The sequence below is a fragment of the Pedobacter rhizosphaerae genome, assembly GCF_900111155.1.
GTDB lineage: Bacteria > Bacteroidota > Bacteroidia > Sphingobacteriales > Sphingobacteriaceae > Pedobacter > Pedobacter rhizosphaerae.
Genome location: NZ_FOGG01000030.1, coordinates 1 through 16381, shown reverse-complemented (window position 1 = coordinate 16381; position 16381 = coordinate 1). Strand labels below are relative to the sequence as shown.

Below are 16381 nucleotides of genomic sequence, written 5' to 3'. Positions count from 1 at the left end.
TTTTGTTGGTTTGAATTTGCAGATTCAGCTTAATCTTGGTATTATTACAATTGTAACCATCAAACTAACCAATGCCTACGCTCCAAGTCATTTTAAGAATTCTAGTTGCCATTGTACTTTTAACAGTGGCAGTAGGTTTTATAGATAGACCTTCGAATTTATACGTAGCAGCAGGACTTACATTAGTAGTGGTTGCCGTATGGATACTAATCAAACCTGTAAAACACCTATTTAGAAATATCTTAAAGTAACACTCATGGAATACAATACCCCTTCTGGTAACTGGTTTAAAAAATTTGGTAGAATTGGCATCATTGCCATTGTGGTAATCATCGTTTGGTTTGTTCAACCTTTTACCTTCGAAAACATTGATGCCGGAAACGTGGGGATCAAAATTAATCTCTATGGTTCTGACAGAGGGGTAGATAATATTACCATTGTTACCGGTAGAGTGTGGTATAATACCTGGACCACAAAAATTGTGGAGTTTCCAACTTTTACGCAATCGGTAGATTATGATCCATTTGTAGTTACTACTCGGGATGCAGCAGAGTTTAAGGTGGATCCGAAACTAAATTACCATGTTAATCCGGCAATGGTACCTCAAATTTATCGCCAGTATAGAAAGCCGCTAAACGAAATTGAACAACAATTTATGCGCAATACCATATACGATGCCTATCGCATTGTTGCCAATTCATTTACCTCCGATTCGGTGATGTCAAATCGGGAGCGTTTTGAAGATAAAATTCAATTGTTGCTTTCCAAAAATTTAAATAAAGATGGTTTTGTGTACGATCAGCTTACTTCGGCCATTACGCCACCAGAAAGTTTAAGAAAGATGATCGATGAAAAAAATGCTTCAATTCAGGCAAGACTAAAGGCCGAAAATGAAGCCAAGCAAGCAGAAGCCGAGGCCAAAGTTAAAGTGGCAACAGCAAATGGAGAGGCTCAGGCCTTATTGATTAAGGCAAAGGCAGAATCGGAAGCCAACAGGTTGAGACAGCAATCTTTAACCCCATTGCTGATCCAGCAGCAGTGGATACAAAAATGGAACGGTACACTTCCAACCACACAAGCCGGTGGAGCCAACTTGATGATGGGAATTAAATAGCCATTTGCCATTCAATTCAGCAAGTTTTTATTTATCATTGTGATTATCCCTAACCGATTACATGCAAAGCAAACTGTCGCACCACTTATTGTGGGAACGTTTACGTATAAGTGATAAAGATGCTTTTTTCGATCTTTATAAGGAACTTTATTATCCATTAGTCAATTTTGGAATCAGGGTTTGTGCCGATGCCGATATTTCTAGCGAGGCTACAGATCAGGTTTTTACCACAATATGGGAAAAACACGAATCTCTTAACCGGGTAGATAATGTAGAGGCCTATCTCCGCACATTTTTAAAGCGCAAATTATTGCGGATTATGGAGCGCAAACGCAAAATAAACGATGCGCTTTTTAATGCGGGCGCAGAGGGCGATTGGATGGAAATGAGTTACGAGGAATTTATCGTTAAGGTGCAAAGCGATGAACTTGTAAGGCACCAGCTGAAAACAGCTTTAGAGAAACTCACCTTTAGACAAAAGCAACTGATTCACCTCAAATTTTTCGAGGGCTTAAGCTACGAACAGATTGCTGAGCAAACCAGCCAAACCATTAAAACGGCCTACAATACCATTTATGATGCACTCAAAATTCTAAGAAAAGAATTTAATGCTTAACCATGGTCCGTGACCCACGGACCATGGTTGATTTGCTCACGCATCAGATGCGAAGGCCATGGACCATGGTTGATTTGCTCACGCACTATCCTAGTTGTAGCATCTCGCTACGACTTTTGTGTGTTTTACCCTAGTGTAGCGTCTCCAATGCCTACCCTTGTTGTAGCGTCTCCAATGCTATTAAGTTAAGCAAAATGGTGTCAGTCTGAGCTCGTCGAAGACCTTCTTAATAAGTCGAAAACTAAAATGAATTGCCCTTCGACAGGCTCAGGATTGACAATACATTTTAGTTTTCTCCTTAAGTTAATAGCATTGGTAGCGTCTCGCTACGACTTTTGTGTATTTTAGATAAAACTTTTTTAGGTTCTTAGCGAGACGCTAAGACCAGGGTATAACTAAAATGAATTGCCCTTCGACAGGCTCAGGATGACAATACATTTTAGTTTTCTCCTTAACTTAATAGCATTGGTAGCGTCTCGCTACGACTTTTCTGTGTTTTAGATAAAACTTTTAAAGGTTCTTAGCGATACGCTAAGATCAGGGTATAGCTAGCCAGGATACCCTTACACCAGATAAAACAATCATTTAGGATCTGTTTATTTCCCATAAATGCTGTTAGTTAAAAAAAAGTTAAAATTTTCTTAGGAAAAAGTTAAGCTTTTGGACACTGTTATATAAAAGACAGTTTACAAATGGTTGATAGAAGTAAATTCAATGCCGAAGATTTTCTTGTCGATAGTACCTTTCAGCAGTATTGCGCAGGTACCGACAAGTTGTGCATTGAATATTGGGAGAAATATGTAAATGCCCATCCAGAACAGCAGAATACAATAAGAGAAGCCAAGCGGCTTTATTTTATTCTGAGCGGAAATAAGCGTCCGTTAAATATACAATTGGAAAACAGGAAGGAAAATATTCTGCCCGTTGCTAAAATATCTAAATTACAGGATAATAAATTATGGTTAAAGATTGCTGCAGCAATCATCGTTTTAGTAGCCATCACTTTTTTGTATCGCTATTATTCACTTGAGCCTGCATCTTTGAATACCAGTGAGGCAAAGGTATTTACTACCAGAAGTGGCGAAAGAAAGAAAATTACCCTGCCCGATGGCTCGGTGGTATTACTCAATGCAAAAAGTACCCTTTCAATTGGTAAAGAATTCAATGTGACCTGTAGAGAAGTAAACTTAAAGGGAGAGGCTTATTTTGATGTAACCCATAATAAAGATAAGCCCTTCAAGGTGGGAACAACCGATTTCAATATCAATGTTTTGGGAACAGCATTTAATGTTAAGGCCTATCCAGATGAAGTAAGTTCGGAAGCTACACTCATTCGTGGATTAATTACCATGGAAGCCGTAAATGGTAATGGAGGAATCATCACGCTAAAACCTAGTCAGAAGGTTACTTTTTATAAAACAGAACCCATCATCAATAAGCCCAAGGCGATAAAGCCAAAAGTGGTTCACCCCGAAATTTCTATTAACCACTATACCTTAATTAAAGATAGCACGATCGTAGAAACAGCCTGGACAAAAAACCGGATAGAGATTTATGATCAGAATTTCGATGAAATTAAAGGCGTACTGGAAAAATGGTATAACGTAGAGATCAGGTTTAAGGATGCCGAAATAGAAAAGTACCGTTTTACAGCAACATTCAGCAATGAAACTATTAATCAAGCCTTATCGGCATTACAAAAAGTAGAATATTTTAAATATGAAATAAAAGGAAACCAGGTAATCATTTCTAAATAGAAAGGCGAAAAAGGACGGTGTTGGCGCACCGCCCTTAAGATTTCTTTCTGATTAATTAATGGCAGTTTATGCGCGAACAGATTGCTGCCAAGAACTTTGCAACCAAAAAAACAAAAATATGATTTATTATTACTTACTGCAAGAGCGTTCTAGCTATAGGAGGCTCTTAAAATTCATCATGCTAATGAAACTAGCCTGTATTGTGGTGTTCATTACCTGCCTCAACGTTTCGGCATCCGTTTTCTCGCAAGAGAAGATTTCGCTTGATGTGAAGAAAACGAAGTTGGCGAAGGTATTACAGATTATCGAACAGCAAAGCAGTTACCATTTTGTGTATAGTTCTACTTATGTTCCCATTAATAAGGATGTAAGTATAACCGTAACCAATACACCTGTTACAGAAGTTTTATCGGCCATATTGAATAGAACGAACCTAAAATATTCAGTTTCCGATGGAGGATTAATTGTCATTAGCAGAAATAAGGAAGTACCCATTACGGGGACTGTAAAAGATCCGCTTGGTGGCGTTTTACCCGGGGCAACGGTGAGGGTTAAAGGTACTGGTGTAGGTACTTCTACAGATATAAATGGAAAATTTAGCCTGAATGCGCCTGAAAATGCAATTTTGGTTATTTTCTTATGCGGGCTTTCAAACTAAAGAAGTAGCCATTGGCAGCCAGGCCATTATCAACATTGTTTTAACAGAAGATACCAAGCAACTAACTGAAGTTGTGGTTACTGCATTAGGTATTAAGAAGGAGCGCAGGGCATTAGGATATTCTGTAACTCAGGTAGCAGGGGAGACCCTAACCCAGGCCAGAGAAAATAATGTACTAAACTCTTTGGTGGGTAAGGTAGCCGGTTTGGATGTGAGTTCTACTTCGGGCGGTGCCGGTGCAGCAACGAGCGTAACCATTCGCGGCGTTTCCAGTTTGGGTCAAAGTAGCCAGCCATTGTATGTGATTAATGGCGTTCCGATGGAAAGCGAGCCTGTTGGACGTTTCAGCGCTAATTCTGTAGGGAACTCTGGTGGGCAATATGACAATGCGCCAGATAGGGGAGATGCCATCAGCAACCTAAATCCTGATGATATTGAGAGTATTTCTGTACTTAAGGGCGCTGCGGCAGCCGCTTTATATGGTTATCGTGCAAAAGGAGGCGTAATTTTAATTACCACCAAAAGCGGAAAAGGCAATAGCATTGAATTCAATAGCAACTATGTTGGCGAACAGGTAATGGATAGAACCGATTGGCAATACATCTACGGTCAGGGAACAAACGGACAAAAACCAACCACGCAACTGGCGGCTGCTTCAACCGGTGGTTCAAGCTGGGGGGCAAAACTGGATGGCTCAAATGTAATTCAGTTTGATGGAGTGAGCAGACCCTACACCGCTCAGAAAGATAATATTGAGAATTTCTACAGAACAGGAAATACATTTACCAACACCCTGGCCTTGAATAAAACCTTCGAAGGAGGGGTAATCCGGGTTTCGGGAAGTGATTTACATAACAATTCAGTTGTACCTAATTCAGGTTTAAATAGACAAAACTTTACCTTATCTGCAACATTAGATCCCATTAAGAGGTTAGTAATTGATGCCCGCTTTAACTACATTTTAGAACAGGCTAAAAATCGCCCGATGGTATCAGATGGTGCCGGAAATGCTAACTATAATGCTGCTTTCTTACCTACAAGTATTAATATCAAAGATCTTGAACCCTGGAAAGATGCCAAGGGGAATGAAATTTTATACAATACAGGTAACCCTTATGCAACCAATCCCTGGTTTGCCGCTTATGAATTTATTCATAACACCAAGAAAGACCGTTTATTGAGTTCGGCCAATGCCAAGTATACTTTTGATAATGGATTATTTTTACAATTAAGAGCAGGTAGGGATGCCTACAATGAAACGTATCTGGGGGTTACACCATCTGGAACGGCCTACGATTTAGATGGAGGATTTACCGAGCAGCTCACTAATTTTTCCGACATTAACGTAGATGGTTTAATTGGTAAAAGCTTCAAAGTAGACGAAATTTCTATTACTCCAAATATTGGGGCCAGTTACCGCCGTACAAAAGTAAGTCAAACCACAAACCAAGGTGGATCTTTCCAAATTCCAGGCGTTTACACCCTGTCTAATACCGGCGGCAAAACCGTAAGCGTTACCCAAAGCGATCAGGAAGTTCAATCTGTTTATGGTACATTAGAAATTACCTATAAAGACATCTTATATTTAACAGGTAGCGGTAGAAGTGACTGGTTTTCTACTTTGGCTACTCCAGGAAGAGACAATAAATTAAGTGTGTTTTATCCTGCCATCAGCGGTTCATTTGTTTTTAGTGAGCTTTGGAAACCTTCTTTCTTAAGCTTCGGTAAATTAAGAGCAGGTTATGCAGTAGTAGGGCAAGGGGCACTACCTTTTAAAACCCAATTGTATTATAACTTAAGAAGTGAAACCATCAATGGCAGTCCGATAGGTAATATTGTGAACTCCTCTATTCCAAACCCAAGTCTGTTTGCTTCTAAAGCCGAAGAGTTTGAAGTAGGTACGGAGATGCGCCTTTTTGGCGACCGGTTAAATTTAGATTTAACCTGGTATAGTAAAAAATCAAGTGATGAGATTTTGGATGTACCTACCTCTACCACAACAGGATATAGTGGTGCAACCCTAAATATTGGAGAGCTTCAAAATAAAGGGGTCGAAGCTTTGGTCTCGGGCGTGATTTTAAAAGCTAAAGATTTCAGCTGGACATCCAGCATAAATGGTTCATATAACGATAACAAAGTAATTACGTTAGCACCCGGAACAGCTTCGCAGTTATTGGCTACATCAAGAAGTAATGTAGGTTTCTTACAGAACATTGGTGGCATGGCTGCAGGTCAGGTTATGGCTTACGATTTTAAATATGACGCTAATGGCAACATATTAAAAGATACCAATGGCGCGCCCGAAAGAGGCGAACTGAAAGCTTATGGATCGGCTTACAGCAAATGGACAGCAGGCTGGAATAACGAGTTCAGCTACAAAGGCGTAAATCTTTCCTTCCTGATAGATGGTAAATGGGGTGGTAAAATATTTTCGGCTACTGATTATTATGGATATGTTTTTGGTTTACATCAAGCCACCTTAGAAAACCGTGATGCCCTGGGTATCAATGCCGCTAATTATTACACTACCTATGCCAATAATGTTTCCAAGCAATTTGTACAAGATGCAAGCTTTATCAAATTCAGGCAACTGGTATTGGGATATAATTTCCCTGCTAAACTTTTCAATAATAAAATAAAGGGCTTAAACCTCAGTTTTGTTGGTCGTAACCTATTCATCTTAATGAAGAAAACGGATAACATAGACCCCGAATCGAGTTACAATGCAACTTTTCCAGGTATGGAGCTTGGTGGTGTACCGCCAGTGCGTTCTTATGGTTTAAATCTAAGTGTTAAGTTATAATCCTTTAAACGAATTGAAAATGAAAACGATCATAAAATTATACGTACCACTTTTATTGTCTGGCCTTATGCTGGCATCCAGTTGTACCAAAGACTTCGAAAAAATAAATACCGATCCACAATCTGTTGGACAAGCTGAATACAATCCAAATTATCTTTTATCTACAGCACAGCTTAATTATACAGGCAGTATCGATTTTGCCTATGAAACCTGGAGGGGAAACTTAATCTACGCCTCTACAATGATGCAGGGATTGTCTTCAGTAATCAGTTATTGGGCAGGAGATAAATATATGCTTAATGAAGGATACACCGCTGCTTACTGGGAAAAAGCTTATCCCGATCAGGTTAAATACGCCGCAGATCTGGTCGAATTTACCAAAGGTAAACCTCAGTATAACAATGTTCATCAGATGGGCAGAATTTGGAAAGCCTTAATTTTTCAGCGATTAACTGATTTATATGGTGATATTCCTTATTCGGAAGCTGGCACAGGTTATTATACCGGAAATTTATATCCTAAATACGATTCTCAACAGGCCATTTATACCGATTTGTTGAAGGAAGTAGACGAAGCCACAACTGCCTTAAACGCAAGTGGTGATGCCGTAAGTGGTGATTTGGTTTATGCAGGCGATATCGCGAAGTGGAAACGTTTTGGTTATAGTTTATTGTTGCGTATGGCCATGCGCTTAACTAAAGCAGATGCAACTTTAGCGCAAACTTATATTAATAAAGCTGTAGGAAAAACCATGATTGGCGATGCGGATAATGCATTTTTTAAGCATGACGCTGGTGGTGGCCGACCAACACAAAATAGAAATGCGCAGGTTTTGTTAGGCGATGGAGGGCAAGAAAACTACTATACCAGGTGGAGTTCTACCTTTATCAATTATTTGAAAACAAATGCCGATCCACGTTTAAGCAAGGTAGCTGTTACTAAATTGTACTTAACCGATGGAACCAAAACACAGAATCCAAACTTCATTACCACTGCCGCAGTGCAGAAAGGAATGCCAAATGGTAAAGATTTGAGCGGTATTGCTGGTAGAGATGTTCGTAAGGATCCTTCCTATACCGATTTTACCGACTACTCATCTCCACACCCTGGCATGTTAAAAAGAGAGGGCAATACCTTTATTTTAACCTATGCAGAAACCGAACTGCTGTGGGCAGAAGCTGCACAACGTTTTGGTATCGGTGGTTCTGCCGCTACTCACTATAATGCTGGAGTAATTTCGGCCATGACTTATCTTTCGCAATATGATGCTGCTATGGCTATAACCACTACCGATGCGAATACCTATTTAACGGCACATCCCTATGTTGCAGCAAATGGTTTGGATATGATTGCTACACAGTATTGGGCACACACCATCACTATGCTCGATTTTTATGAAGCCTGGTCAAATTGGAGAAGAACCGGAATTCCGGCTTTAGTCCCTATCGTTTACCCTAACACCAATACAGGAGGCTCCATTCCACGCCGGTTCCCATATCCACTGGCAGAGGGCGTATCGAATGCGGCTAACTACAAAGCGGCTTCTGGCGCTGTTCCTGGCGGTGATAAATTAGTAGGAAAAGTATGGTGGGATAAATAATAATAACTCGTCCCCGTTATTAGGCCAGTATGTAAACTATACTGGCCTTTTTTATGCCGTTTCAGCGATAAAACAAACGTTTGTGCAGGATTTGATTGCACTTTTTTTCAATTACTAGCCTATCTTAGTTCCATCAAATATTAACATTACGTTTTTCAGGCATAAGTTATCTAAGCGGCGGTATTGCGAAAGTGATGCCGCTTTTTTATGGATATTGATGACCTAAGTCCAGCCTTTGGGAAGGTTTTTTGGATTTAGCTTTCGCCGTTAGCGCATAAACAGCTAATTATGGTAACATTTATAGTGTGTTTTTTGATAAACGCCGCTTAAATTTGATATTTAGGTATCAAACCAGCTTAAATGAAATTAAAATCTACCCTAGCACTACTATTATTATTAAATGTTGTTGCCCAGGCACAACAAACGCCTAAAAGAAGTTCGGGCAAAGAGACGGTAACCACTACACAAGTAACGGTTAAGGATGAGCCTAAATCTACTGTCAATGAAAGAACGATTAAGGTGGAAAGTAGTGTAATCACTAATCATTCGGTTAATATTAATGGAAAGGCTGTTTCCTACAAGGCTACAACAGGTACATTACCCGTGTGGGATGAAGAGGGTAAACCAATTGCAGGATTGTTTTACACTTATTATGAGCGAACAGACGTTCAGAATAGAGATAAGAGACCATTGGTAATCTCCTTTAATGGCGGGCCAGGTTCCGCATCGGTATGGATGCACATTGCGTATACTGGGCCTGTAGTGCTGAATATCGATGATGAGGGCTACCCTGTTCAACCTTATGGCTATAAGGAAAATCCTTATTCTATTTTAGATGTAGCCGATATTGTATACGTAGATCCGGTAAACACGGGGTATTCGAGGGCTACAAGTAAGGATGTACCAAAAGAGAAGTTTTTCGGTGTTAAAGCCGATATCAAGTATCTAGCCGAGTGGATTAACACTTTTGTCACCCGCAACAACCGCTGGGCATCACCTAAGTTTCTAATCGGTGAAAGCTATGGCACTACTCGTGTTTCGGGCTTAGCATTAGAGTTGCAAAATAATCAATGGATGTACCTGAATGGGGTGGTTTTGGTTTCTCCAACAGAATTGGGTATAGAAAGGAGTGGTCCGGTAGATGCTGCATTGAGGTTGCCATATTTTGCTGCTACCGCCTGGTACCACAAAGCACTATCAGCAGATTTACAAAATAAAGATTTAACCGCCATGCTTCCAGAAGTTGAGCAGTTTACTATCGATGAATTGATCCCGGCTATTGCTCACGGGGCAACGCTTAATCCCGAAAAGAAAAGAGCCATTGCGGCTAAAATGGCCCGCTTCTCAGGCTTATCTGAAAAGGTGATTTTAAGTTACAATTTAAATGTACCAACCGATTTTTTCTGGAAAGAGCTTTTAAGAGATAAGGGTTTTACAGTAGGTAGGTTAGATTCAAGATACCGTGGTGTAGATAAAATGACTGCAGGGGAGGGGCCTGATTATAATGCGGAGCTAACTTCCTGGTTGCATTCTTTTACTCCAGCCATCAATATGTATATCCGCAATGAGCTGAATTATAAAACTGATCTTAAATATAACATGTTTGGACCTGTACACCCCTGGGATAGATCGGGAGATAATACCGGCGAAAATTTACGTCAGGCCATGGCACAGAATCCATTTTTACATCTGTTAGTTCAATCTGGATATTATGATGGTGCTTGCGATTACTTCAATGCTAAATACAACATGTGGCAATTAGACGCTGCGGGTAAACTCCAGGATCGAATGACTTGGGAGGGTTATCGCAGTGGGCACATGATGTACCTGCGTAAGGATGATCTGAAAACAGCCAATAACCATATCCGTAATTTTATTTTAAAGGCGCTGCCTAAGCCAGGTGAATCGGCAAAGTTTTAGTGTTGGAGTAGCGAGATAGTAGTATCGGGTATCGAGATTCGGTGCAGTTATTCAGGGCAGGGCTTTCTGGTTTAATTTTAACCACCTAAGGCACCTTAGACATCTAAGTATATTTGCTATTGCAAGGTTAGGCAGCTGATCTAATTACTAACGACTAAATACTCCATACTGAAAAGGTTTAATTTTAACCACCTAAGGCACCTTAGACATCTAAGTATATTTGTTATTGCAAGGTTAGGCAGCTGATCTAATTACTAACGACTAAATACTCCATACTGAAAGGACTATTTAATTGCTTTCAGCTTTATTCTTTTTGCTTTTAAGTTTCAAGATATAGCAATTTCAAAATAGGCTCCCATGCTTCCGTCCCCGGTCCTCCGACTTTCGGACTATTTATTAGTACTGTAAACTAAAAATATTTACTTATTTTTGTGGTTCAATTATGCAGCAGATAAAAACATCATTCGATTTCGAAAAGCCAATTGCTGATTTAGTTCAGCAAATGGAAAAGGTTAAGCAAGTTGCCGAAAAAACAAAGGTAGATATGTCTGCCACTTTAGATGAACTTGACGGTAAGTTAGAAGAGACAACCAAAAACTTATATGATAACCTTACGGGCTGGAATAAAGTTCAAATGAGCCGCCATCCTGATCGTCCACAAACCTTAGATTACATCAACATGATTTGCGATGATTTCATCGAATTACATGGCGATAGAACGGTTAAGGATGATAAAGCTATTATCGGAGGTTTTGCAACCATAAACGGGCAAACCGTTATGGTTATTGGTCACCAAAAAGGAAAAAATACCAAAGAGCGTCAATTCCGTAATTTCGGGATGGCCAACCCGGAGGGATACCGCAAAGCATTACGTTTAATGCGTTTAGCAGAAAAATTTAACAAACCAGTGGTTTCTTTTATCGATACCATGGGGGCTTACCCAGGTTTGGAGGCAGAAGAGCGTGGTCAAGGTGAGGCAATTGCCAGAAACTTATTGGAAATGTCTATCCTTCGTGTGCCTATTATCTGTGTAGTAGTAGGCGAGGGGGCATCAGGCGGAGCCTTAGGAATTGGTATTGGAGATAAAGTTTATATGCTGGAGCATACCTGGTATTCTGTAATTTCTCCTGAATCTTGTTCTTCTATCTTATGGAGAAGCTGGGATTTCAAAGAAAAAGCTGCAGAATGCTTAAAATTAACTTCTGAGGATATGTTTGGAAACAAGCTTATTGATGGCATTATTCCTGAACCATTAGGCGGTGCACATCAAGATCCAGAATTAATGGGACAAACATTAAAAGAATATCTCCTTAAAGATTTAGCCGCATTAGGCAAAATTAAAACCGATAAACTCATTGAACAAAGAATTGATAAATTCTGTGCAATGGGTGTTGTTAACGAATAAGATTAACTAACTTATATTCATTGAATCCCATTTGGCAAATGCTGAATGGGATTTTTTTTATTAGGGGTTGATAGAATGAGTGAATGAGTGAATGATGGAATGAGTGAATGATGGAATGATAGCTATGCTTATTCATTCATTCACTCATTTAAAATTCCATCATTAGATTAGAGCAATCGCCAGGCAATATTCAGTCATTCAATCCTTAAAAACCCAGTCTTTTAATCACAAAAAAAGGGATCCAACATTTGCATCCCTTTTTTTGTGATCATTATCTGAATCTATTGTGGCTGTTGCTGTCCAAAATACATTGAAAAGCGGCTTTCTAAACCGTTAAAGATGTTTTGTAGCGATGTGCTTACTTTATCCTGTCCGGCAGCTTTAGAAGCTTTGATCATTCGGTCTAAATAATATAAGGCCGTTTGAACATTCTGTGTACCTGTTAGGCTTCCTTTAGATTGAGAAACATCTGCTAAGTACGTCAGCTCTTTATTGATATAGATTCCTGACTTATTCAAAATGTCGTTTGCTTTTTCAGTTTCGCCCAATTTGTATAAGTTTTCTGCGATGTAATACTTCACCACTACTGTACGTATTCCGAAGAATTTATCAGGCATTACTTCAAAATACTTATCCATTACCTTCTTAGCTTCGGCAGTTTTTCCTTCTTTAATCAGGCTTCCCGCTAAGTTGCTGAAAATATTGGTGAAGATAAATGTATCGTCAGATGATTGAGGATCTAAATAGGTCGCAGTTTTCATATTACCCCATTTAAATTTGGTCATCACGTTGTTGTATAAAACTGGCGTATTTAAAAGCTCTGCTCTTTCTTCAGTAGCAGCGGTATCAGCTTTTAATGGTAATAAACGCATAGCAAGGCCTTCACTGTACAAATATTTATCTAAACCATTGTATTGCTCAGAAGGTACAGTAGAAGCGAAATAAATAGGGCGTTTCCAGTTGTTGTGCGCTAAAATATCAAGCATAGCCAATGTACCTTTAGTTACATAACCTTTGTTGAAGGTCCAGGTCATTTCTGGTGCAATTTTCGAGGCATCTGCTGCTGGAACAGTACCTGTACTGATAACTTGCTGCGGATCTATGGTGATTTTGAAGTTTTTAGTTGGTAAGAAGTTTGATTTTGAACCGTCCTGCATGGCAACTTTATCACCATCATCATTAGATAATAATAACTCAACAATGTTTTTAAGTTCAACATTACCTGCAATTTTGTAATCATCATAAGGTAGAACATCTCTTTCTCCCTGAACATATTGCTCAGGTTTCATCGTGATAGGTAAAGGCTCAGACTCATTTTGTTTTTGTCTTAAACCGTTGATGTACCAGTCTGTATCGAATAAACTAAGGTTCACAATTCTCACATCCGGACGCACGTTTTCAACCTCCTGGATGTACCAAAGAGGATAGGTATCATTATCACCATAGGTGAATAATATTGCATTTGGTGCGCATGATTGAAGGTAATCTAAGGCAATGTCATGTGCAACCAATTTAGTCGAACGATCATGATCATCCCAGCCTTGCTCGGCCATAATTACCGGAGCTGCAAGCAATCCAATAGCCGTAGCCAAAACAGCGCCTGTAGCTGGCGTTAGTTTTTTAAGTATCCATTCTCGAATAGCCAGTACGCCTAGCCCAATCCATATGGCAAAGGCGTAGAAGGAGCCTACATAGGCATAATCCCTTTCACGAGGCTCTAATGGCTTCTGGTTAAGGTAAAGTACAATGGCAATGCCCGTAAAGAAGAATAGAAGAGCAACAACCCCAGCATCTTTCTGGTTGCGCATAAAGTGCCAGATTGCACCGATTACACCAAGAATTAATGGTAAAAAGTAGAATCTGTTGTAAGCTTTATTATCAATGGTAGATGGAGGGAGGTGGCTCTGGTCGCCCATACGTAAAGCATCAACGGCTTTAATGCCACTAATCCATTCCCCTTCAAATCCACTTCCTTGCCCTTGCTCATCATTCTGGCGACCGGCGAAATTCCAAAGGAAATAACGCATGTACATATAGCCAATCTGATAAGAAGCCAGGAAGCCAACATTATCTACCAGGTTTGGTTTTTTACTTTCATCCAGGTGCATCCATTCCCTGTAAAATTCAGCGTGACGCTGGTCGTCGCTGTACATACGTGGAAGCAAGGTGTTGTCGCTGTACTCGTAGTCATTTTTCTTTCCGGCAACTTCGTACTTTTCAGCACCTTTTCTCCAAAGCGTTTTGCCTTCAGTTACACCAGTTCTTTGTGAGTTATAGTTCGGGCCAAATAGTAAAGGTCTGTCGCCATATTGCTCACGGTTAAGGTAGCTTAAAAAGGAGAAGGCATCTTTTGGGGCACTGTTATTTAAGTTCGGGTCTGCTTTTGCTCTGATAATGATCATGGCGAAAGAGGCATAGCCGAATATGATTAATACGGTAGAAATTAAACCTAAGTTTAATAATCTCTTTTGATGTTTAATAGAATATTTAATTCCCCAAACAAATCCGGCAATAACAAGGATAGCGAAGAACAACACACCAGTTCCGAAACCTAAGCCTAAAGTATTTACAAAGAACAAATCAAAGTAAGCGCCAAACGATACCAGGTATTGAATGATACCATACTGGATAACGCCTAAAATTAATATCCCCACCAATAAAGTTTTAAGAACACCAGAGGAAGTTGCCTGCTTGGTTCTTTTAAAGTAGTAAACGAAGGCAATTGCGGGGATAGTTAATAAGTTTAGCAAGTGGATACCGATTGATAAACCCATGATATAGGCAATAAACAGTAGCCAGCGATCTGCTTTTGGCTCATCGGCATGGGCTTCCCATTTTAAGATGGCCCAAAAAACGATGGCAGTGAACAAAGACGATTGTGCATAAACCTCAGATTCTACAGCCGAAAACCAAAAACTATCGGAAAAAGTATAAGCTAAAGCACCCACAGCACCTGCACCCATAATACTGATTAAAGTACCTGTGCTGATTACTTCACCAGCCTTTACTAAAGTTTTTTTAGCTAAAGCAGTAATGGTCCAGAATAAGAATAAAATGGTGGCTGCACTTGAAATGGCAGAACCAATGTTCATCCAGTAGGCAATTTTAGTGGTATCACCCATCGCAAAGATAGAGAAGAAACGTTGTAACATTAAAAACAACGGAGCTCCCGGTTGGTGAACTACCTGCATTCTGAAAGCGGAAGCAATAAATTCGCCGCAATCCCAAAAACTAGCTGAGGGTTCCAGGGTCAAAACGTAAGTTATTGTAGCAATTAAAAAGCAGATCCAGCCTACTATATTATTAACTTTTGAATAATTCATTGGTTTCTGATAATGATAATTAAATGTGTTTTAACATAAAAATGCTGCCGAAATTAACTATTCTAGTCGATAAAATGGGTAAATTTTTCGATTGATTTAACAAAATTTAACGTGTTTTTAATGTCTCAAGTAATCAATGCGATTAAGTATGGAAAAAAAATTAAAATGTATCTGTCATTCCAGGCAGTAAAGCGCAATAATCCTAACCATATAAGCCATAGAAGAAAAAGTAAGTATCTCACCCTATCAAATCCAATAATAAGGCAAGGCAATTGGAAATCTATTTTTAAATTCACTTGCATTCAGCCACGGAAACACAGAGCACCCAGAAAAATCATCCAGGAGGTTTGGGCGGTTAGAACTCCCCTCCTTTTTTCAAGGAGGGGGTGCGGATGGCGTGTGAAATGGCGGGAGTGGTCATTACCATGAACTTACATGCCTTAAATGGTAAAAAAGTTTCGAACCATATAAGTCATAGAAGAAAACAGGTAATGCATCATGCCAGCTGCCAGTTTATAGCTTAACGCTACAACCAGAAAGGGGGGTGACCACACCTATCGCATTAAGATTCCCTCCTGAGGGAATGACGACCGCCGAGGGATTGTGCATCCTGCAAACTCCCGTTCAAACATAACCGTCCTTTCCTAAGCACGCCTCCGGCCTAGCAGCATTTCGCAGGATAGGAGCATTTGAATGCTTGCAGTTTCAAACGTTTACTCAATACCCAAGGGAATAAGCAGCGAGCAAAGGCCTGAAGTGCAAAAGCCTAAGCCTCTTATTACCGCTAACGGCATTCGGATGCTCATAGCCAAGAAAGGATGCAAGCCTTGATTTTTTGGTTACCTTTTTATCAAGTGGCCGTTGCACAACATTAACTAATCATCCCAACCTTTTATGTCTCTGGTTCATTTGTTTTCAGTTTTTGATTATTTATTAAAGGTGTACTATGGAAATAAATTGGTATTTACATACATCCAAAGTATTTAATACGCGTAAATAAATTTTCTCTACACTATTGCTTATGTTTTTTGCCAAAACGGCTTTAGCCACATACTTAAGCTGGTTTTTACGTACTGTAAACCTTAATAGTTTTTTAAGATTGTAAGCGACTGCTGCCATTATCATACATTTATTTGCTTGTATGAGTCCCTTTGTATTTATTCGTTTCATTGCATTGTTGTTTAT

Annotated in this window: 10 protein-coding genes and 1 pseudogene; 9 read left to right on the top strand and 2 right to left on the bottom strand. The window is 39.6% G+C overall.

All coding sequences use genetic code 11. From position 1 onward, the window contains the following. Window positions 1-71: 71 nt before the first annotated feature. The 9 genes from BMX11_RS24165 to BMX11_RS18720 all read left to right on the top strand — a co-directional run bounded on the left by BMX11_RS24165 (window position 72) and on the right by BMX11_RS18720 (window position 11873). Entirely contained in the window at window positions 72-251 is a 180-nt protein-coding gene (locus BMX11_RS24165; protein WP_139180229.1) for a hypothetical protein, read from the top strand. 5 nt (window positions 252-256) lie between these two features. Then, a complete protein-coding gene (locus BMX11_RS18750; RefSeq protein WP_090887195.1) occupies window positions 257-1114 on the top strand; it encodes an SPFH domain-containing protein in 858 nt (285 codons plus the stop codon). A gap of 61 nt (window positions 1115-1175) precedes the next feature. Further along, complete coding sequence (locus BMX11_RS18745) at window positions 1176-1730, top strand: RNA polymerase sigma factor (RefSeq protein WP_090887192.1); 555 nt, start codon at window positions 1176-1178, stop codon at window positions 1728-1730. Between the two features lie 692 nt (window positions 1731-2422). Next, entirely contained in the window at window positions 2423-3487 is a 1065-nt protein-coding gene (locus BMX11_RS18740; protein WP_090887189.1) for a FecR family protein, read from the top strand. A gap of 184 nt (window positions 3488-3671) precedes the next feature. Beyond that, a complete protein-coding gene (locus BMX11_RS24700) occupies window positions 3672-4145 on the top strand; it encodes an STN domain-containing protein (protein WP_245738716.1) in 474 nt (157 codons plus the stop codon). Further along, on the top strand, window positions 4105-6948 hold the full coding sequence (locus BMX11_RS18735; RefSeq protein ID WP_245738715.1) for a SusC/RagA family TonB-linked outer membrane protein: 2844 nt from the start codon (window positions 4105-4107) through the stop codon (window positions 6946-6948). The genes BMX11_RS24700 and BMX11_RS18735 overlap by 41 nt, the downstream gene beginning before the upstream one ends. Before the next feature lie 19 nt (window positions 6949-6967). After that, a complete protein-coding gene (locus BMX11_RS18730; RefSeq protein ID WP_090887261.1) occupies window positions 6968-8548 on the top strand; it encodes a SusD/RagB family nutrient-binding outer membrane lipoprotein in 1581 nt (526 codons plus the stop codon). A gap of 360 nt (window positions 8549-8908) precedes the next feature. Next, window positions 8909-10468 (top strand): S10 family peptidase, encoded by a 1560-nt coding sequence (locus tag BMX11_RS18725; RefSeq protein ID WP_090887186.1) that lies wholly within the window; start codon window positions 8909-8911, stop codon window positions 10466-10468. Between the two features lie 442 nt (window positions 10469-10910). After that, window positions 10911-11873 (top strand): acetyl-CoA carboxylase carboxyltransferase subunit alpha, encoded by a 963-nt coding sequence (locus BMX11_RS18720; protein WP_090887183.1) that lies wholly within the window; start codon window positions 10911-10913, stop codon window positions 11871-11873. A gap of 281 nt (window positions 11874-12154) precedes the next feature. On the opposite strand, the gene BMX11_RS18715 is transcribed toward BMX11_RS18720, so the two are convergent. Together BMX11_RS18715 and BMX11_RS18705 are read right to left on the bottom strand one after the other, a co-directional pair. Next, a complete protein-coding gene (locus tag BMX11_RS18715) occupies window positions 12155-15196 on the bottom strand; it encodes a DUF2723 domain-containing protein (RefSeq protein ID WP_090887180.1) in 3042 nt (1013 codons plus the stop codon). Between the two features lie 933 nt (window positions 15197-16129). Further along, window positions 16130-16381 (bottom strand): annotated as a pseudogene (locus tag BMX11_RS18705) (hypothetical protein); the annotation flags it as partial.

Bases quoted from the DNA above. Each gene is read 5' to 3' on its own strand.
- BMX11_RS24165 (WP_139180229.1), top strand. From the start codon at position 72: ATGCCTACGCTCCAAGTCATTTTAAGAATTCTAGTTGCCATTGTACTT.
- BMX11_RS18750 (WP_090887195.1), top strand. From the start codon at position 257: ATGGAATACAATACCCCTTCTGGTAACTGGTTTAAAAAATTTGGTAGA.
- BMX11_RS18745 (WP_090887192.1), top strand. From the start codon at position 1,176: ATGCAAAGCAAACTGTCGCACCACTTATTGTGGGAACGTTTACGTATA.
- BMX11_RS18740 (WP_090887189.1), top strand. From the start codon at position 2,423: ATGGTTGATAGAAGTAAATTCAATGCCGAAGATTTTCTTGTCGATAGT.
- BMX11_RS24700 (WP_245738716.1), top strand. From the start codon at position 3,672: ATGAAACTAGCCTGTATTGTGGTGTTCATTACCTGCCTCAACGTTTCG.
- BMX11_RS18735 (WP_245738715.1), top strand. From the start codon at position 4,105: ATGCAATTTTGGTTATTTTCTTATGCGGGCTTTCAAACTAAAGAAGTA.
- BMX11_RS18730 (WP_090887261.1), top strand. From the start codon at position 6,968: ATGAAAACGATCATAAAATTATACGTACCACTTTTATTGTCTGGCCTT.
- BMX11_RS18725 (WP_090887186.1), top strand. From the start codon at position 8,909: ATGAAATTAAAATCTACCCTAGCACTACTATTATTATTAAATGTTGTT.
- BMX11_RS18720 (WP_090887183.1), top strand. From the start codon at position 10,911: ATGCAGCAGATAAAAACATCATTCGATTTCGAAAAGCCAATTGCTGAT.
- BMX11_RS18715 (WP_090887180.1), bottom strand. From the start codon at position 15,196: ATGAATTATTCAAAAGTTAATAATATAGTAGGCTGGATCTGCTTTTTA.